Genomic DNA, 19,763 nt, shown 5'->3' on the forward strand with positions numbered 1-19,763 from the left:
GCCGGATACGCCGAGAGGTGTACGTCCGGTTTGGGAGGCGGCTCCCTGAAACCTACCGGTGAAAGCCGGCAAGGCGCAGGGTGCCTACCTCATATCTCCTGCAAATGCACAGTTCCTACGTTTTGACCGATCCGAATGGTAATTTACAATAAGGATAAAGGGAGCGCGAACCCTCAAGAAAGGAGGTTACACCCCATGAAGAAACAGCCGGACAAGGGAAAAATCACAGCCCTGTACGAGCGTCTTTCCCATGACGATGAGCGAGCCGGGGAAAGCGTGTCGATAGAAAACCAAAAGCGTATTTTGGAGGACTACGCCCAAAAGAACGGCTTTACGAATATCCGGCACTTCACCGATGACGGAGTGCGGGGAACTACTTTCAAGCGTCCAGGGCTGGACGCTATGCTGGAAGAAATCCGGGCAGGAAATGTGGCTACGGTCATTATCAAAGACCAAAGCAGGATTGGCCGTGATGTTGTCGAAGTGGGGCTTTTGAAGCGCACCTTTGACGAGTACCATGTACGCTTTATTGCGGCGAATGACAACCTTGATACCGCTAACGGCTTTGATATAATGTCAATTTTCCGAGATGTGATAAACGAGTGGTATGTTGCCGACACCAGCCGGAAAATCAAGACCGTTTTCAAGTCGAGAATGGAAAAGGGCTTGCGCTGCTCCGGCAGCGTCAGCTATGGCTACCTTGCGTCCAAAGAGAACAAGGGCGAGTGGGTAATCGACGAGGAAGCCGCCGCCGTTGTGCGCCGTATCTTCCACAGCGTTGTTGCCGGGGAGAGTATCGCCAGTATAGCAAGGGCACTCCGCGCCGAGAAAATCCCTATCCCGTCTGAGCATTGGAAGCGGATAGGCGCACCCGTCCGGGCGGCGAAGTACACAGACCCCTACGCATGGTCAACGACAACTATCAGCTATATCCTCAAACGCCCGGAGTACACAGGGCGCAAGGTTTTAGGGAAAACCGTCTGCGAGAACTACAAGACCAAAAGCACCCGCAAGACCGCGCCGGAGGAACAGTATATTTTTGACGGGGAGATACCCGCCATTGTGGACGAGGAAACATGGAACACCGTCCAGCGGCTTATGGGGACAAAACGCCGCGCCCCCAAGCGGCAGAACACCCCAAACCGCTTGACCGGGCTTCTCTACTGCGCCGACTGCGGCGCGAAGCTGACCCACCGCAGCAGCCTTGTGCAAGGCAAGTATCTGGACGACGCTTTTGTGTGTTCCAGCTACCGCCAGCTTACCCGCGACTGTACCATGCACTATATCCCCACCGCAAAAATGGAAGCCGCCATTCTTGCCGCAATCCAGCGCGTGAGCTGGTATGTGCGGCACAATGAAGCGGAGTTTAGCGAGCGTGTGCGGGAGGCGTCCGACCAGCACCAAGAGAACGCCGTCAAGGAGTACCGGCAGAAAGTGAGCAAGGCACAGCGGCGGTGTAAGGAGCTGGACGGCCTTGTAAAGAAGCTATACGAGGGCAACGCCACAGGCAAGATACCCGATAAGCACTTTACCCGTCTGCTTGCCGAATACGACGAGGAACAGACCGGGCTGGAAGCCGCTATCGCACAATGGCAGGAAGCAATCGAGAGCTGGAACGCCGACAGGCTGAAAACAGATAAGTTTATCGAGCTTGTGAGCCGCTACACTGATTTTTCCGAATTGACAACGCCCATGCTCAACGAGTTTATCGAAAAAGTCGTTGTCCATGAGGGCGAGGGGCGCGGGAACAACCGCCGCCAGCGGATAGACATTTACCTTAACTTCATCGGCGCGTTTGAAGTCCCCGCCTATATCGTTACCCCAATGGAAGCCGAGGAACAACGCCGCCAGCAGGAGGAACAGGCCGTAAAGGAAGCCCACTCACAGGAGCTTGCCAAAGCGCGGGAAGAAAAGCGCAAGGCAGAGAAACGGGAGTTTACCGCGAGGAAGAAAGCGGGCTTGCTGACCCCAGAGGAACAGGCGGCAGACGAAGCGCGGTTAGCCCATAACCGGGCATGGCAAAAGGAATGGCGGGAGAAGCGGAAAGCCGCCGAACCGCCCAAGCCCCCGAAGCCGAAATCCTTAAAGGAGCTTGCCGCGCTGCAAAAGGCCGGAGCCGACCTCACGCCGGAGGAAGCAGAGCGTCTTGCCGCCTACCGGGAGAGGAAAAACCGCCAGCACAAGGCATGGTATGAGCGTCAGAAAGCGGCACAGCCGCCCAAGCCCCGGACGCTGAAAGAGCTTGCCGCCGCACAGGACGCAGGCCAGCCACTCACGCCAGAGGAAACGGAACGCCTTGAAGCAAGCCGGAACCGCAAGAAGAACGCCTACCAAGAACTGAAAATCCAAGCGGAAACCGACCCCGTCGCAGCCGCCGAGCTTGCAAGGCGGCGGGCATACCATAGTGAAGCTACCAAGAAATCCCGCCAGAAGATGTACGAGGAAGCCGCAGCCGGAAATCCCGAAGCTCAAGCCCGGTATGAAAACTTCCTTGCTGCAAGGCGGGAGAACTACCACAAAAAGAAGCAGGACGAGAAAGGAGAACGAATCGCATGAGAAGATTGATTGACAACGGGAACCGCCCTATTACCCCGAAGCCCCATATCGGCCACTATGGGCGGCTGCGGAAAGCCTATCTGGAACAATACCGCCACCGCCTTTATACCGCCCTTGTAGCCAGCGAGAAGCTATACCCCCACCTTGAGGAAACAGACCGGGCGGCGCGGGATATGCTGGACTACCTCATGCCCCGCCTTGCCAGAGAAGCGGGAGCCACCGAAGCTCTCAAAGCCGCCGACCCGATGAAATGGGTAGGTTTGATGAACAACTGCAAGGCGAGAGCCGAGGAAATCGTAATGCATGAGTTAATCTATGTTTAACGGTCAAGAGCCGGAAAAAACAGAAATCTTGCGATAACAGCCGCCCCGACGATACATTCCACGTCCGGGCGGTTTTTATCGTCAAAAACGCCGTTTTCTCCAAGTCAAGAGCCGGAGAAAACACCCGAAAAATGCCCCTATTGCGTAACAGGGGCACAGAAAGGAGTTTGCATGAGAACAGGGCTTACCAAGCAGGAAAAGACCACCGATATTTGGTTTGACGAGAAAGACCCCCTTATCCATATCCGCACCCACAACACCGCCTTGAAAAAGCGTCTGCTTGCATACAGCCGCCGTTATCCGGCGATCTGCCAGCAGACTGACGCAGACCCGGAAACGGGCTGCATGGAGTTTGACATTGAGAAAGGCCGCTTCTCTTTCCGTCTGACCGCCCCATACAGCGAGGAACGGCGGGCGGTATGCCAGAGAGAGCAACGTCGCCGACAGGCTGAAATAGAGTTGAAATGTTCATAGTTTTGTGCTATACTTTTTCTAAAAGCAGAGTAATACTGCGGAATTGATTGGAGGACAACACAATGGTTACATTTATGAGATTAAGATAAAACCGCGAGTTATGTTGCGGTTATCCGTATTGCATAACTCGCTTATTGAAGCAGAGATGTAATTACGGAGGAAAAACAAATGAATAATAATTTATCACGCTTTGCAGACAGCAAGGTTTATTTTCAATGCCCAATTTGCACAAAATCAATGGATATACAAGGCAATAGCCTAATTTGTAGACATGGACATTGCTTTGATATTTCAAGATATGGGTATGTAAATTTGTTGTTAAAATCATCGCCCAAAACCAACTACAGCAAGCGGTCTTTTGACAACCGGCATCAAATTTTGGAGTATGGCATGTATGATGTTGTGTTGGAGAAAATCATACAGTTTATTTCTGATACGCCATCTATAAGAAACATTTTAGATGTTGGTTGCGGCGAGGGTTTCTATGCAAGGCAGATACAGCAAAGAACAGAACGAAACATCTTTGCCTTTGACTTGTCAAGGGAGGCAATACAGATTGCATCAAAAAAAGACAAGCGCAAAGCAGTGAAGTGGTTTGTTACTGACTTATCAAAAATCCCTTTGAAAGACGGAAGTATGGATTGTATTTTAGACATATTTTCGCCTGCACACTACAAAGAATTTCAGCGATTGCTATCTCCTAACGGATATGTTGTGAAAGTAATTCCTACGAAAAATCATTTGAGGGAAATCAGGACTAAAGTGCAAGCACACTTGAAAAATCCAGATTATTCAAATGAGTCTGTCGTTGAATATTTTGAGAAATATCTTAAAACCATTTCAAGAGAAACGGTTTCAGCCACCGTACAGTTGTCATCAGAACAAAGAATGTCGTTTATTGAAATGACGCCGCTTCTCTTTTGCGTTGAAAAAGATTGCGTTGATTGGCGTACTCTCACACATTTGACAATCGAAGCTGATGTTTTAATAGGAATGTATTAAAGGGCGTATTGATATTTAATATTCCCATTTATTGAGCAGAACGGAGTAAACCAAACACCCTAATCAAAAGGACAGCCGAGGAAATCGACTGTCCTTTTTCTATGCCGACAGGTAGAAAGGAGTGACCACCCATGACGAAACCGAGAGAAAAAAACGCGAGGAATTGCAAGCCGAGATTGAGGACGGGAAGAAGAAAATCCGGCAGCTTGAAAATCGGGAAAAGGTGTTGCGGCAAAAGTTATCCCAAGAGGAACGCAGGACGCGCAGCCATCGGCTGATCGTCCGGGGTGCGGTCTTTGAGAGCATTGTGCCAGAAGCAAAGACCATGACCGACGAAGAAGCCGCCGCCTTTCTCCGGCTTGCCCTGACGAGCGAGGAAGCGCGGGGCTATCTGAAAAAACGCACCGAGGGCGGGAAAAGCGAATAATCCCTTTGGTACAAAGGGCGCACTTATACACCCTTACGGGTGCGTGCGCTCTGCCGAGGGCTTGTCGGCACAGAGAGAAAGCCGCTTGCTTCCCTCTCTGACCGACATTGGCGGCTTTGCCGCAACAAGGGGCTGCACCCCTTGCGCCGCTTACGCGGCTATCCCTGCACACCCACAAAAACAGTATACCCGCCTTTGGCGTCTGTACCATTTTTGCGGGTTTTCATTTTATCCGGGAGGTGATACCCATAGCCATCTATCATTGTAATATCAGCATTGTCAGCCGGGGCAAGGGCAAATCAGCCGTTGCCGCAGCCGCCTACCGAAGCGGCGAAAAGCTGACAAATGAGTGGGACGGAATGACACACGACTACACCCGCAAAGGCGGTGTTGTCCATACGGAAATTATGCTGCCACCCCACGCCCCGCCCTCTTTCTCTGACCGTTCAACCTTGTGGAACAGCGTGGAGCTTTACGAGAAAGCCGGGAACGCCCAGCTTGCCAGAGAGATTGACGCGGCGCTCCCCATAGAGTTATCCAGAGAGGAACAAATCCGACTTGTCCGGGAATACTGTTCCTCTCAATTTGTTTCCAGAGGAATGTGCGTTGATTATGCCATTCACGACACCGGCAAGGGCAATCCCCATTGTCACATCATGCTTACCATGCGCCCCCTTGACGAGCGCGGCGCATGGGCGGCAAAGTCCCAAAAGGAATATGACCTTGATGAAAACGGCGAGCGTATCCGCTTGCCAAGCGGCAGATACAAGACGCACAAAGTTGACCTGACCGGCTGGAACGACAAGGGCAACGCCCTCTTGTGGCGTAAGGCATGGGCGGATATTTCAAACGCCTACCTTGAACGAGCCGGAAGCCCGGAGCGTATCGACCACCGCAGCAACGCCGAGCGCGGCATTGGCGAGATACCCACCGTCCACATGGGCGTGGCGGCTTGCCAGATGGAGAAGAAAGGTATTGCCACCGAGAAAGGCGAACTGAACCGGAATATCCAAAAGGCAAACCGCCTTATACGGGAAATCCGAGCGCAGATTGGAAAGCTCAAAGAATGGATTGCCGACCTGTTCAAAGCGTGGGAAACCGCCCCGGAACAGCCGCAACAATCCCCCGGCCTTGCAAATCTGCTGATGAAGTATTTGAGCGTTCAGAGAGAAAAGAGCCGGAAGTATTCGCAGCGTTGGCAACAACAGCACACAGCCGATGAACTGAAAACCATAGCGGCAGCGGTCAACTATCTGACCGAGCATGGTATCTCTACCCTTGATGAGCTGGACGCAGCCCTTTCCTCTGTCAGCGAACAGGCCGACACTATCCGGGCAGGAATGAAAACCGCCGAGGAACGCATGAAGAAGCTGCAAAAGCTGATTGAATACGGGAAGAACTACACCGAGTACAAGCCCGTTCACGATGAGCTGAAAAAGCTGCAAAACGGCTGGACAAACAAGCGCGACAAGTACGAGGAAGCCCACCGCGCCGAGTTGACCCTATGGAACGCAGCAAGCCGCTATCTCCATGCAAATCTGCCGAAAGGAACAAAGACCTTGCCTATTGCGGAATGGGAACAGGAATATGCCGACCTCAAAACACAGAGGGACAGCGATTATGCCAAACTGAAAGATACCCGCGCCGATGTTTCCGAACTTCAAAAAATCCGCAAATGCGTGGATATTGCACTCCGCGCCGACCAGCCGGAGCAGACACAGACCCGCACAAAGCGGCACGACATAGACCGATGAAAGGAGTGAGTTTTTTGTACTACACCCAAGAACAGATAGACCGGGCGAACCAAGCCGACCTTGTTTTGTTCCTGCAATCGCAGGGGGAACCGCTGGAACGCGCCGGACAGGAATACCGATGGAAACGGCACGACAGCTTGACCGTCCGGGGCAACAAGTGGTATCGCCACAGCCAGAGCAAGGGCGGCGGCCCCATTGATTTTGTCATGGAGTTTTTTGGCAAGAGTTTTACCGAAGCCGTTGAACTTCTCACAGGAGAAAAGGGAGCCGCACCGCCGCCGGATAGACCAAGCTCCGCGCCCCTCTCCGACTTCCGGCTACCGCCCCGCAGCCCCGACAACCGAACAGCGAGGAACTACCTCACAGCCGCCCGCCGCATTGATGAAGATGTGACGGGCTTTTTCTTTGCCAGCGGCGATATTTACGAGGACGCAGCCCACCACAACGCCGTATTTGTGGGGCGGGACGAGGACGGAATACCGCGCTACGCCCACAGCAAGGGAACGGCGGGAAACTTCCGCCTTGATGTGAAAGGCAGCGACAAAGCCTTTAACTTCTGCTACCGGGGCGAGGGCGAAAGAGTGTTTGTCTTTGAAGCCCCCGTTGACCTGCTTTCTTTCCTCTGCCTGTTCAAAAAGGATTGGCAGAAGCAAAGCTACCTGTCATTGGGCGGCGTGGGAGAAAAAGCCCTGCTCCGCTTTCTCTCTGACCGTCCGAACATCAAGACCGTTTATCTCTGCCTTGACAGCGACGAAGCCGGAAACGACGCTTGCAGCCGCCTTGTGAAGCTCATGCCGGAGGGCTACACCGTCCACCGGCTTATCCCTCTTTTCAAGGATTGGAACGAGGTATTGCAGCACCGGGCAGAAATCACAGACGGGAAGTATTTGCGAGAAGCGGTCTACGGCTTGAAAGAGCCGCCGCAGGAAGAAACCGTTGAGATTATCCGCATGAGCGAGGTGGACACGCAGACCGTCGAATGGTTATGGGAGCCGTATATCCCTTTTGGGAAAGTAACCATTGTGCAAGGCAACCCCGGCGAGGGCAAGACCACTTTTGCCCTACGCCTTGCCGCCGCCTGCACCACCGGGGGAACGCTGCCGGGAATGAAACCCTTGCCGCCATTCCAAGTGATTTACCAGACCGCCGAGGACGGACTGGGCGATACCGTCAAGCCCCGCTTGATAGAAGCCGAAGCCGACCTTGACCGCGTGCTTGTGATTGATGAAGCCAAGCGGGAGCTTACCCTCTCCGACGAGCGCATAGAAAAGGCAATCACGCAAAACGGGGCGCGGCTGATTATCCTTGACCCCATACAGGCGTATATGGGCGAGAAAACCGACATGAACAGGGCAAACGAAGTGCGCCCCATGTTCCGCCGCCTTGCCGAGGTTGCCGAGCGTACCGGGTGCGCCGTTATCCTTATCGGACACTTGAACAAAGCTGCCGGAGGGCAGAGCGCATACCGGGGCTTAGGTTCTATCGACTTCCGCGCCGCAGCAAGGAGCGTCCTGCTGATCGGGCGCGTGAAGCGGGAGCCGAATGTGCGTGTTATCGTCCATGACAAATCTTCCCTTGCGCCGGAGGGCAAGCCCGTTGCCTTTTGCCTTGACCCGGAAACAGGCTTTTCATGGATAGGTGAATACGACATAACCGCTGACGAGCTGCTATCCGGCGCAGGCGGGAACACCGCCACCAAGACCGAGCAAGCCGAGAAGCTGATACTTGACCTGCTTGCAGACGGAAAAGAGCTTGCCAGCGAGGACATTGTAAAGGCCGCAGCCGAAGCCGGAATATCCGAGAGGACGGTTAAAAATGCCCGCCGCAATCTTGATACCCGGATAGAAGTCATACGCCGGGGAAATCAATGGTACTACCGCAGGAACGAAACCAAGAGTGCAAAGTAAGAATGCAATCCGTAGATACCTTTGCATTGTTGCATCCTTGCACCCTTACCCGATATGACCGCCTCATGTGCCGACCACATGGGGCTTTATCTTTGAAAGGAGAGCCTATGAACAATGAAACCAGCAAGACCAGCACCCCCGCAGCCGCTTCCCCTCTGACCGCCAAACCCGACCTTGTGAAGAACATCGGCGGCACGACCTTTGACATTCATATCCATTTCAGCGAAACCAGCCGGGAAACCTTTACGGACAAGGTTGTGCGCCTTATCAAGAACGACAGCGGCGATGAAACCGCTTAAAAGCAAGATACTTTTTTTCTTGTTCCTTATTGACAAAACCCGAAAGGAACTACGATTCTTGAGGTCGGCAATGCGCTCGTGAAGAAAGGATATCGCATCAAGATCTTCAACACCATCAACTTTGGCAAGACGATGCATTACAACCCCTTCCACTATATCCACAGCGAAAAGGACATTTTGAAGCTGGTGACAACCCTCATGACCAATACCCGAGGCGATGGCAAAGGCGGCGACCCCTTCTGGGATAAGGCGGAGAAGCTGCTGCTGACTTCGCTTATCGCCTATATCCACTATGAGGCACCGGAAGAAGAACAAAACTTTGCGACGCTGCTGGAATTTCTGAATGTCATGGAAGTCCGGGAGGATGACGAGGAGTTCCAAAATCCCGTAGACCAGATGTTTGAGAAGCTGGGAGAGCAGCAGCCGAACCATTTCGCTGTACGGCAGTATCGTCTTTACAAGTTGGCCGCCGGAGATGTATGCTCTAAGTGACTTCTTAATCATGGTTTTTGTCATGGTTAGTGAAGCAGTCACTTAGAGCATTTTCATTTCAGGAGGTACAGCCATGAGAAACGAGAAAATCACCCCTCTGTATGAGCGTTTGAGCCGTGATGATGAATTACAGGGCGAGAGCAATTCCATCTCCAACCAGAAAAAGATGTTGGAGGACTATGCCCGCCGGAACGGGCTGCCGAACCCCACCCACTTCACCGATGACGGCGTATCGGGAACCCGTTTTGACCGCCCCGGTTTTCTGGCAATGATGGAGGAAGTCGAGGCCGGACGGGTGGAGGCCATCGTCATAAAGGATATGAGCCGCCTGGGGCGCGACTATCTGAAAGTCGGTCAGGTCATGGAGATTTTGCGGCAGCGCGGTGTCCGGCTGATCGCCATCAATGACGGTGTGGACAGTCTGAAAGGCGACGATGATTTTACTCCCTTCCGCAACATTATGAACGAGTTTTACGCCCGCGACACCAGCCGGAAAATCCGCTCCGTGTTCAAGTCCAAAGGCATGAGCGGCAAGCACCTGACCGGCACCGTCATTTACGGCTATTTGTGGGACGAAAAGCGGGAACACTGGCTTGTTGACGAAGAAGCCGCCGAAGTGGTACGCCGTATCTTTTCCCTGACGATGGAGGGCTACGGCCCCTATCAAATCTCCAAGCTGCTGTCCGAAGCAAAGGTTGAAATCCCCGCTGTCCATCTGGCACGCTTTGACGAAGGAGTAAACAGGACAAAGCCGGTCAAAGACCCCTACGGCTGGGGATCATCCACCATTGTGAACATTCTGAAAAAGCGGGAATACCTGGGCCACACCATCAATTTCAAGACCCGCAAGCACTTCAAGGACAAGAAAAGCCACTATGTTGACGAAAGCGAGTGGACGATTTTCGAGAATACCCATGAGGCCATCATCGACCAGGAAACCTTTGACAATGTGCAGCGTATCCGGGCGAATGTCCGGCGCTACCCGGACGGCTGGGGCGAGGCCCATCCCCTGACCGGCCTGATGTACTGCGCCGACTGCGGCGGCAAGATGTATGTCCATCGCGTCAATAACGGCAAGCGTGATCCACAGTTTACTTGCAGCCAGTACAGCAAAATCCCATGCGGGACGCTTTGTGGCACACAGCACCGCATCCGGGCCGAGGCTGTCCTGACCTTGATAACCGATATGCTCCGGGCCATCGCGGAATATTCCAAGAATGACCGGGCCGAGTTTATCCACACCGTCCAGGAAACGCAGGCCGCCCAGCAGACCGCCGACATATCCAAGAAACGGAAACGGCTGGCCGCCGCCCAAAAGCGGGCCGGGGAACTGGAAAAGCTGATTTGCAAAATCTATGAGGACAATGCCCTGGGCAAGCTGCCGGACGCCCGGTATGAGGCCCTGGACGCACAGTACGCCAAAGAGCAGGACGCTCTCAATGCGGAAATCACGGAACTGGAAAAGGCCGTTACCGGCTATGAGCAGAGCCGGAAATCTGCGGAGAAGTTTATTGCCCTGATTGACAAGTACGAAAATTTCGATACGCTGACAAATACCATGCTCAACGAGTTTGTAGAGAAAATCCTTGTCCATGAACGCGCCCGCAAAGGCAGCCAGGACACCACGCAGGAGGTTGAAATCTACTTCAATTTTGTGGGCCGGTATATCCCGCCCGCCTTGCAGCCTGTTCCCCTGACCCCGGAGGAACAGGAAGAACTGCGGAAGAAGGAGGAACGCAAGGACAGGCTTCACCAGAACTACTTGCGCCGCAAGGCTAATGGCAAGCAGAAGGAATGGGAAGAACGCTACAACGCCAAGCGCAAGGCCCAGGTGGAGGCGGCAAAGGCTGCAATCCGGGCCGAGGACATGGAAAAAGGCATTTTTATCCCTGCCGGTCAGCTACCCAGGCAGGAGCCGCGCAAGGCCGCCTTATCGGCCAGCACCGCAGTTTAACCATCACAGTGCAAAGGAGGACGAACATGAACGAATTGACTTACACCCGCTGCGGAGATTACTACATCCCTGACCTTAAACTTTCCGAGCAGCCGGAGGCCCCCATCGGCAAGTATGGCCGTATGCGGCAACGCTACCTGAAGGAACACCGACCCAGCCTTTACAGCAACTTGATTTTGAGCGAAAAGCTGTACCCGCACCTGTTGGAGATTGACCGGGCGGCGCGTGAACGGATGGACGCCATGTTGCCCCGCATGATGGAGGCGGCGGGCATCAATGAGGAACTGAAAGCCCGTGACCCTATGCGGTGGGTGGGGCTGATGAACACGCTGAAAGCGCAGGCGGAGGAAAACATTATTTCAGAACTGATTTTTCTCTAAAAATCCAGAGAGTATCCATAAATTTATCAAGACTTGTTGACAAATAGCACTTAAGGCACTATACTGAAAGTACCACTATCGAAAGTGGTACTTTCAGTATCGGGTAAAGGAGAAAGGAGATAGAGATTGTGTCTAAGCCAGATATAAGTATTAATCCACGCATTTTGGAATCCGCAAAAGAAGAATTTTTGCTGCATGGATATGAAAAAGCATCGACGAATGTGATTTGCAAAAATGCAGGTGTAACATGGGGAGCATTGGCGAAAAGATATGCAGGAAAAGATGAATTATTTTGTGCTCTGGTATCTCCGGTTGCAGAGAGCTTCAAAGAAACACTAAAAACACAGCAGATTCAATTTCACTCTTTGCCAGAGCAGGATAAAAAGGTTATATTGCCTGATTCTGAGAAAAACGTGGTAAACTTCGTTGACTATATTTATGATCACTTTGACGAATTTAGATTATTGATCGTTTATTCCGGCGGTTCTTCTTATGAAAATTATCTGGATGAGTTAGTTGACATTGTTGTAGAATCCATGATGCAGCTCATGGGCGAAATGGGACACCGGATTTTGATTCATGGGAAAGAGGTAACACCGGAACTTGTGCATATTTTGGTGAGTTCAAATTTGTATGGCTATTTTGAACCCATTACACACGGCATGAACCGCGAGGATGCAAGGATCTATGTTGAACAATTAAAATACTTTTTCGATATTGGGTGGGATAAAATTCTCCGTTAGAAAAATAAGTGCCGTTTACCGGCATTTATTTTTGACAGAGGGTTAGAAGTTGCTAACTGCTATAAGGAGGAATGATACGATGAAAAAACGAGGCGTATTTGCCCATTTGTTCAGTTATATGGGCAGATTCAAAATCACAATGGTACTTTCAATCATATTGGCGGCTGTTGCTGCTGTATTGAATTTGAGTGCATTTGTTTGTGTTTATAACGTTGGAAAAGAAATTGTCCAGTCTTTAGGAGATTTTTCTAAGCTGGATCAGGCATACATGAAAGAATTGGGATGGCAGGCCGTTTTTCTGATTTCGGCATCATTTGGAACGTATGGATTTTCACTGCTCTTTTCCCATATTACAGCGTTTAATACTGTGGCGAAAATCCGAATTCATTTAGTGGAACATATTGGGCAGCTTCCATTGGGCTATCACTCGCTTAATCCAAGTGGAAAGCAAAGAAAGATTATTGAAAAGAATACCGATAACATGGAAACACTAATTTCCCATCAGATACCGGATTTTGTACAATCGGCGGTTCTTCCAGTTGCATTTCTGGTCTTTATGTTCATGTATGACTGGCGGTTATCTTTGATTTGCTTGCTCCCTATTCTGATTGGCTTCGGCGTTCTTGCGACTATGTTGAAAGGCACAAGTGAAGGGCTTGCAAAGCAATACCAAAAGTCTGCGGAGGATATTAGCAATGCGGCTACGGAATATGTCCGGGGAATTTCTGTTGTGAAAGTGTTCGGGCAAACCGCTAATTCCTTTCGGCGCTATAAAGCAGCCGTAAAAGAATACAGCGATTATGTGATCCAGTACGCACTTTCTATGGAAAACAGCGATAGCATTTACAATACCGTTATCAATGGGATTTTCTTCTTTTTGATACCGGGAGGCATAATTCTATTTAATGGCAGCCGCGACCCGGAACGCATGATATTGAGTTTTATCTTTTTCGCAGTACTGATTCCCGCTGTAGTTACTATTTTGAACCGGATTATGAAAAGCTCCTCTAACATGATGGTTGCAAGTTCCTCGCTGGATGCGATTGAAAAAATATTGAATGAACAGCCATTACCACAAGCTGCCGTTACCAAGCGTCCTGACAATTATAATATCACGTTAGACCACGTTTCCTTTTCTTATGAGGAAGGAGCAGAGAAAGCATTGGATGATATTTCTCTTACGATCAAACAAGGCACAATTACTGCTTTGGTTGGGGAATCGGGCGGCGGAAAGAGTACGATAGCAAATCTGATTGCCCGATTTTGGGATGTACAAAGCGGTTCTGTAAAAGTAGGCTGTATTGATGTCAGAGATATGGATTATAACGAATGGATGAATCAGGTCAGCATTGTTTTTCAGGACACAAACCTTTTCAAAATGTCCATTGCGGATAATGTGGCATTTTATACGCCTGGAGCATCAAGGGCTAACATACTGCGGGCGCTCCATTTAGCTCAATGTGATGACATACTGGAAAAGCTGCCGGATGGCGCAGATACGGTGATCGGAACAAAGGGCGTTTATCTTTCAGGGGGAGAAATGCAGCGCATTTCATTGGCTCGTGCAATTTTGAAGGATGCGCCGGTAGTGCTTCTTGATGAAGCAACAGCTTTTGCTGATGCAGAAAACGAACACTTAATTCAAAAGGCACTGGACGAATTGTTGCGTGGAAAGACTGTCTTGATGATTGCACATCGTTTGTCCACAGTAGTTCATGCAGATCAGATTTGTGTTTTGGAGCGTGGAACAATTGTAGAAAGAGGAACACATAACGAATTATTGAAATTGGACGGAGTGTATGCCCACATGTTCCATGAATATCAGAACAGTATTTCATGGCGGATTGGAGGAAAAAAGGATGCTAAAAAAAATATTTCATTTGAGTGAAGAAGGAAGCAAAGCCGTCATGAAAGCAAGCCTTTGCATGACAATTTTTAATCTTGCCACTTTGCTTCCGGTTATTCTATTGGCAATGGTAACAAATGAGATGCTGAACAGCTATTTTGGTTACACGCTGGCGCATATTTCTCTTTGGTGGTATTTCGGTGTCTCACTGGCCTTAATGGTGATTATTTTTCTTACATATCGGCTGACATACCGTAAAAAATACTACACATCAGGAAAAGAAGATATGCGCCTGCGTATGGAATTGGCAGATAAAATACGCAAACTTCCTCTGTCCTATCTGGAAAGACGAGACTTAAGCGATTTGACTTCTGTTATCATGGATGATGTTGCAACTACTGCTAATACGCTTGCAAACACATTAACAGAATTGATTAGCGGCCTCTGCTCCGGCATTATAGCTCTTGTATTGCTCTTTGTTTATAACTGGCATTTGGCGCTTAGTTTAGCTGCTTGCCTGCCATTGGCGGTAATTGCTATGTCTCTGTGCAAACTTATTTCAGAGGGGACAAACAAAAAAAACAAGCAAAAAAAACTGGCGATCAGCGACGGCCTGCAGGAGTACCTGGAAAATATAAAAGTTTTGCGTACATCTCCGAAGATGGAAAATTATCAGAAGATGCTTGCAGCCAAAATAAAGAAGATTATACCGGGACTTGTTTTGCATGAACTTTTAGCGGGGCTGTCCATTTCCATTTCCTACAATGTTATGCGTATTGGTCTTGGCTTTGTTATTATTTCCGGCTCGATGCTGCTGGCTTCTGACAAAATCAGCCTGATTACATTTCTGATCTTTTTGTTCGTGGCTGTCAGAATTTATGAGCCGCTTACAAAAGCGTGTGAGATGCTTGGCGAAATGATATATTCTCTTGTCAGCGCCAAAAGAATCCGGGATCTGCTGGATGGCCCGGAACAACAGGGACAGGAGGACATTCAGATTGGACAGTATGATATTACTTTCGATCATGTGAGTTTTGGTTATAATCAGGAAGATGTCATTCACAATGTTTCTTTTACAGCAAAGCAGGGGGAAATCACGGCACTTGTAGGCCCATCCGGTTGTGGAAAAAGTACCCTGTGCAAACTGGCTGCACGTTTTCATGATGTAATACATGGCGAGGTACAGATCGGTGGAATCAATGTAAACGAGATTGCGCCTGAAACATTATTTAAGAACTATTCTATTGTTTTTCAGGATGTCGTGTTGTTTAACGACACCATTTACAACAATATTAAAATCGGTAAAGAAAATGCAACACGGGAAGAAGTCATTGCCGCCGCAAAGCTCGCCCAGTGTGATGAATTTATTGACCGGCTGCCTATGGGTTATGACACGATCATTGGTGAGAATGGAAAAACCCTATCCGGCGGTGAACGACAGCGGCTTTCGATTGCTCGTGCCTTTTTGAAAGATGCTCCTGTTATCTTATTGGATGAAAGTACCGCTTCTATTGATCCGGAAAATGAAACGAAAATTCAAGAGGCTATTGGCAAATTGATTAAAGACAAGACAGTACTAATTATCGCCCATAAACTGCGCTCCATTGTAGAGTGCGATAAAATCGTCGTTTTGAAGGAAGGATATTTAGTAGAAGAAGGCACACACAATGAGTTGTTGAAGCGATCCGGCTTATATCACCGCTTGTATTCTTTGCAAAATGAAAGTATGGATTGGACTGTCAAAGCACAGATATAAAAGTTTAGAGGACAAAGAAAGGAAACAAACATGAAAAAAGAAAAAAATACCACACGTTTAAATGGAAAAGACTTGTTAAATGTCGGGATTTTTACCGCAGTCTACTTTGTGTTGAACCTGCTTGTGGCAGCCGTACTTGGACTAATACCGGCAGTCAGTATGCTGGTGCCGTTTGTGAGCTCATTTATTTTAGGAATTCCAATGATGCTTTATTTTATGAAAATAAAAAAATTCGGCATGGTTCTGATTACCTATATCGTATATGGTGTTTTGCTTGCACTGGCAGGTGTTGGAATTTATACGCTGGTTCTTGGGATTATTTTTGCACTGATAGCAGAGTTGTTATTGCGTTTGGGAAAATACCAGAAACCGAATCTGGCGATTCTTGCTTTTGCGATTGCCAGCATTGGTGCAAATGGGAATGTCCTCTCTATGGTGTTGTCAAGTACAGAGTATCTTGAAGGAAAGGCGGCCACATACGGATCAGAGTATATGCAGCTCATGCAGAGTTATTTCAGCGAATGGTGGGTACTTCCCCTGCTTGCTCTATCAGCCTTTCTTGGCGGATTACTGGGTGGATTGTTAGGTAAGTCTGTTTTCAAAAAACATTTTATCAGGAGCGGGGTACTCTAACGAAATGAAATCAATATTATACGACACAAAACCCACGATCAGGCAGATGTATCTTGATCCGCGCACGAAAATCCTGCTTTGTGTTACGGTTTCGTTTGTGATGATTGCAAGCGACAATACAGGGGTTATGCGCTATGTGCTTCCTTGTATGGCACTAATCCCGCTGGCAGCATTTATTATTTTGAAAAAATATGTAATAGCGGCCTATTATGCCGTACTGTATATGATTTCCATTATTCTCCCGGATTATGCAATGGAGCATTTTCCGGCAATCGTAAATATTCTTTTTACCGGAATTATAGCAATATTTACAAAAATATTGCCGGGTATGTCGATGTTTAGTTTTTTGATAATAACTACGACTGTAAGTGAATTTGTTGCTGCTATGGATAGCTTACATATCCCTAAAAGTTTTACGGTTCCGGTTTCAGTGATGTTCCGATTCTTCCCTACAATCAAAGAAGAATATTCCGCGATTCGGGATGCAATGCGGCTAAGAAATGTTGGCTCATGGCGTAATCCAATGGAAATGCTGGAATATCGTATGGTTCCTTTATTGATGGGACTGCTCTCCATAGGCAATGAGTTATCAGCATCCGCTTTAACAAGGGGGCTGGATGCGCCTAACCGGCGTACTAATGTGTGCCCAATCGGTTTTCATTGGCAGGATGCGATTGCAATATTGTTTTGCACCATCGTGATAACTCTGTATGCCTTATCTTCTGCATTTGGGTGGTAGGGGGTGAAAATGTGATAGAGATCAAACAGGTATCATTTACTTACGACAATGCAACAAATGGAACTGCTATACGAGATATAAACGTCCAAATCCCAAAGGGACAGATCGTTCTTCTTTGCGGAGAATCCGGTAGTGGTAAAACAACATTCAGCAGACTTATAAATGGCCTGATTCCAGCTTATTACGATGGTGATCTGAATGGGCGTGTTATGGTATCACAAAAAGATACCAGTAAGGTTGAACTGCATGAGTTAGCGCCTTTTATTGGTTCTGTATTTCAAAATCCAAAGTCACAATTTTATACACTTCTGACAGATACGGAAATAGTATTTGCCTGCGAAAACATTGGAATGGAAAGAACAGATATTTTAGATCGTTTCAACAGTACAGTGGACTCTCTCCATATTGAAAAACTGATTGGAAAAAGTCTGTTTGCCCTTTCCGGTGGAGAAAAACAGAAAATTGCCTGTGCGTCAGTTAATGCTCTGATGCCAGATGTATTCGTTTTGGATGAGCCTACTTCTAATCTTGATATTGGAACAATACGTGATTTGCAAGAAATTCTATTGAGTTGGAAAGCACAGGGAAAAACAGTTATTATTGCCGAACATAGACTTGCATGGCTACGTAATATTGTGGACAGAATTTTATTTTTTCAGGACGGAAAAATTGCTGAAGATATGGAAGCATCTGCTTTTTGGAAGAAACAGCCTGCCGAGCTTCACAAAATGGGGCTGCGGGCGGCATATAATTTTATTCCCCAATGCAGAAAATCTATAAGCACGCGGGAAACACTGGAATTTCGTGATTTTCATTTTTCAATCAAGGGAACCGAACTGCTGAATATTGACCACTTAAATATTCCTAAAGGCACATGCGTTGCCATCTTAGGGGATAATGGGGCAGGAAAAACCACTTTTGCCCGTTGTATATGCGGATTAGAAAAGAAATCGGAAGGAACCTTGAATTATAATGGACAAACATACTCGGTAAAACAACGCCTCCGTCTTTGCTATTTGGTTATGCAGGATGTTAATCATCAGCTTTTCACAGAAAGTGTCATGGATGAAGTGCTGCTGGGAACAAATAATTTGCCGGCAAAGGAAAAAACTTCTATGGTGGAAGAAATACTAATAGTTCTTGATTTGAGTGAATATAGGGATGTCCATCCCATGTCACTTTCCGGTGGACAGCGGCAAAGAGTAGCTATTGCGAGTGCCATTGCATCTAACAAAGAAATTGTCATATTTGACGAACCGACCAGTGGATTGGACTATCGCCACATGAAAGAGGTAGCGAAAAGTATCAATCAACTCAGGTCTATTGGAAAGACGCAATTTATTATTACTCATGATCCCGAATTAGTGGCGTCTTGTTGTGATTATTTCATATTCATGGAGAGCGGAAAAGTTATGTATAGCGGTAATTGGACAGAAGAAAACATCCGATTTGTGTCCGAGTATTTCAGCGTTTAATAAAGTTCGTTCAAGATAATACCACAAACTGATTAGCGCACATCAGTTTCCACAACATAAAAAATCATCTGCCCCGGACGGGGAAAGAAAAAAACCGTTTGCGGGGCAGATAATTCTGTGCGCCTATTTTAAGATTTTACCCCATTGGCGGTTTTGAGTACATCAAGGCCGCCGTTCCTTATGCCCTCGACAAAGGAGTGACGCCTATACGCTGACACGGCGGCTTTAGGAGGGAGCCGCCATGAAGCACACTGACCGCCGACAAATTCAGACGATATTTTCACTATCGTCAAAAAAAGCCCGGCCACCGAACAGCCCCCGTCCGGCAGCCAGTGCGAAAATTGTCACAATGTAACTGAATACCGTATTTTTTGCGCTCGAATAGCTTCATGCTGTCCGGGCGCTTTTTCATACCTGTGGGGATGGAACATCGGGTCAACATGGCCTGAACCCTGTCCCCGGTGCCGCTCCCCGCCGCTCCGTTCAGATTTTCCCGCAAAAATCTGAACGGAGGAAAGGCCGATGGAAGTCACCATCCATTACAACGGACAAGCTGTGGCCGTGGAGGTCACGCTGGAAGTCTATGAATTTCTTGACCGGGCTGACCACAAAGCCGAGAACCTGTCCCATGAGCAACGGCGGCATTGGGATGGCCGGGAGTTTGACGAATACATAGTTGCCACCGAGGGCGTGGGTATCTACGGCGAAACGCCGGAGGAATACCTTTGCCGCATGGAAACACTGGGCGAGCTGATGGCCGTCCTGGACACCTGCACCGAGGCCCAGCGCCGCCGGTTCCTGCTCTATGCCCTGGACGGGCTGAGTTTTTCGGAGATTGCTGCCCTATGCGGCTGCTCCAAGAGTTCGGTGCAAGGCTCCATTGAAGCGGTCAGAAAAATTTTTCAAAAAAATTTGAGAAACCACCCATACGAATGACCCCTTTTCGGGCTACCAAGTGAAAGGGATTGTTTCCCTTATCCCAGCGGGAGGCGGACAGCGGACA

The 19,763-nt window shown here is 48.8% G+C and carries 16 protein-coding genes and 2 pseudogenes; all 18 read left to right on the top strand.

Going from position 1 to position 19,763, the window contains the following annotated elements; translation table 11 throughout:
* Positions 1-195: 195 nt before the first annotated feature.
* Positions 196-2,556 (top strand): recombinase family protein, encoded by a 2,361-nt coding sequence (locus B5F27_RS10935; protein ID WP_087367593.1) that lies wholly within the window; start codon positions 196-198, stop codon positions 2,554-2,556.
* Positions 2,553-2,879 (top strand): TnpV protein, encoded by a 327-nt coding sequence (locus B5F27_RS10940; protein ID WP_087367596.1) that lies wholly within the window; start codon positions 2,553-2,555, stop codon positions 2,877-2,879. Before B5F27_RS10935 ends, B5F27_RS10940 begins: the two co-directional genes overlap by 4 nt.
* Positions 2,880-3,050: 171 nt before the next feature.
* Complete coding sequence (locus B5F27_RS17285; protein WP_002584970.1) at positions 3,051-3,353, top strand: hypothetical protein; 303 nt, start codon at positions 3,051-3,053, stop codon at positions 3,351-3,353.
* A gap of 168 nt (positions 3,354-3,521) precedes the next feature.
* Complete coding sequence (locus B5F27_RS10950; protein WP_002584969.1) at positions 3,522-4,355, top strand: methyltransferase domain-containing protein; 834 nt, start codon at positions 3,522-3,524, stop codon at positions 4,353-4,355.
* A gap of 131 nt (positions 4,356-4,486) precedes the next feature.
* A pseudogene (locus B5F27_RS10955) lies at positions 4,487-4,782 on the top strand (DUF3847 domain-containing protein).
* A 239-nt stretch (positions 4,783-5,021) separates the two neighbouring features.
* Entirely contained in the window at positions 5,022-6,536 is a 1,515-nt protein-coding gene (gene mobQ, locus B5F27_RS10960) for a MobQ family relaxase (RefSeq protein ID WP_131743550.1), read from the top strand.
* A gap of 14 nt (positions 6,537-6,550) precedes the next feature.
* On the top strand, positions 6,551-8,443 hold the full coding sequence (locus B5F27_RS10965; RefSeq protein WP_242962170.1) for an AAA family ATPase: 1,893 nt from the start codon (positions 6,551-6,553) through the stop codon (positions 8,441-8,443).
* Positions 8,444-8,550: 107 nt separating this feature from the next.
* The gene (locus B5F27_RS10970) at positions 8,551-8,742 is read left to right on the top strand and encodes a transposon-encoded TnpW family protein (protein ID WP_087235179.1); all 192 of its coding nucleotides are present in this window, start codon (positions 8,551-8,553) and stop codon (positions 8,740-8,742) included.
* Between the two features lie 36 nt (positions 8,743-8,778).
* A pseudogene (locus B5F27_RS10975) lies at positions 8,779-9,216 on the top strand (type IV secretory system conjugative DNA transfer family protein); the annotation flags it as partial.
* Positions 9,217-9,307: 91 nt separating this feature from the next.
* Positions 9,308-11,188, top strand: coding sequence for a recombinase family protein (locus B5F27_RS10980; RefSeq protein WP_087367599.1), 1,881 nt, complete (start codon positions 9,308-9,310; stop codon positions 11,186-11,188).
* A gap of 26 nt (positions 11,189-11,214) precedes the next feature.
* Positions 11,215-11,568: a TnpV protein gene (locus tag B5F27_RS10985; RefSeq protein WP_087367602.1), complete on the top strand. Its 354-nt coding sequence runs from the start codon at positions 11,215-11,217 to the stop codon at positions 11,566-11,568.
* Positions 11,569-11,696: 128 nt separating this feature from the next.
* Positions 11,697-12,311: a TetR/AcrR family transcriptional regulator gene (locus B5F27_RS10990; protein ID WP_158098236.1), complete on the top strand. Its 615-nt coding sequence runs from the start codon at positions 11,697-11,699 to the stop codon at positions 12,309-12,311.
* Positions 12,312-12,390: 79 nt separating this feature from the next.
* A complete protein-coding gene (locus B5F27_RS10995; RefSeq protein WP_087367608.1) occupies positions 12,391-14,199 on the top strand; it encodes an ABC transporter ATP-binding protein in 1,809 nt (602 codons plus the stop codon).
* A 19-nt stretch (positions 14,200-14,218) separates the two neighbouring features.
* A complete protein-coding gene (locus B5F27_RS11000; RefSeq protein ID WP_242962171.1) occupies positions 14,219-15,913 on the top strand; it encodes an ABC transporter ATP-binding protein in 1,695 nt (564 codons plus the stop codon).
* Positions 15,914-15,943: 30 nt separating this feature from the next.
* Positions 15,944-16,546: an MptD family putative ECF transporter S component gene (locus B5F27_RS11005; protein WP_087367615.1), complete on the top strand. Its 603-nt coding sequence runs from the start codon at positions 15,944-15,946 to the stop codon at positions 16,544-16,546.
* A 46-nt stretch (positions 16,547-16,592) separates the two neighbouring features.
* Positions 16,593-17,285: an energy-coupling factor transporter transmembrane component T gene (locus tag B5F27_RS11010; protein WP_242962172.1), complete on the top strand. Its 693-nt coding sequence runs from the start codon at positions 16,593-16,595 to the stop codon at positions 17,283-17,285.
* 11 nt (positions 17,286-17,296) lie between these two features.
* On the top strand, positions 17,297-18,760 hold the full coding sequence (locus tag B5F27_RS11015; protein ID WP_087367621.1) for an energy-coupling factor ABC transporter ATP-binding protein: 1,464 nt from the start codon (positions 17,297-17,299) through the stop codon (positions 18,758-18,760).
* A gap of 522 nt (positions 18,761-19,282) precedes the next feature.
* Positions 19,283-19,696, top strand: coding sequence for a sigma factor-like helix-turn-helix DNA-binding protein (locus tag B5F27_RS11025; RefSeq protein WP_087367624.1), 414 nt, complete (start codon positions 19,283-19,285; stop codon positions 19,694-19,696).
* Positions 19,697-19,763: the final 67 nt, after the last annotated feature.

The organism is Faecalibacterium sp. An192, from assembly GCF_002160175.1.
Taxonomy (GTDB): Bacteria; Bacillota; Clostridia; order Oscillospirales; family Ruminococcaceae; genus Faecalibacterium.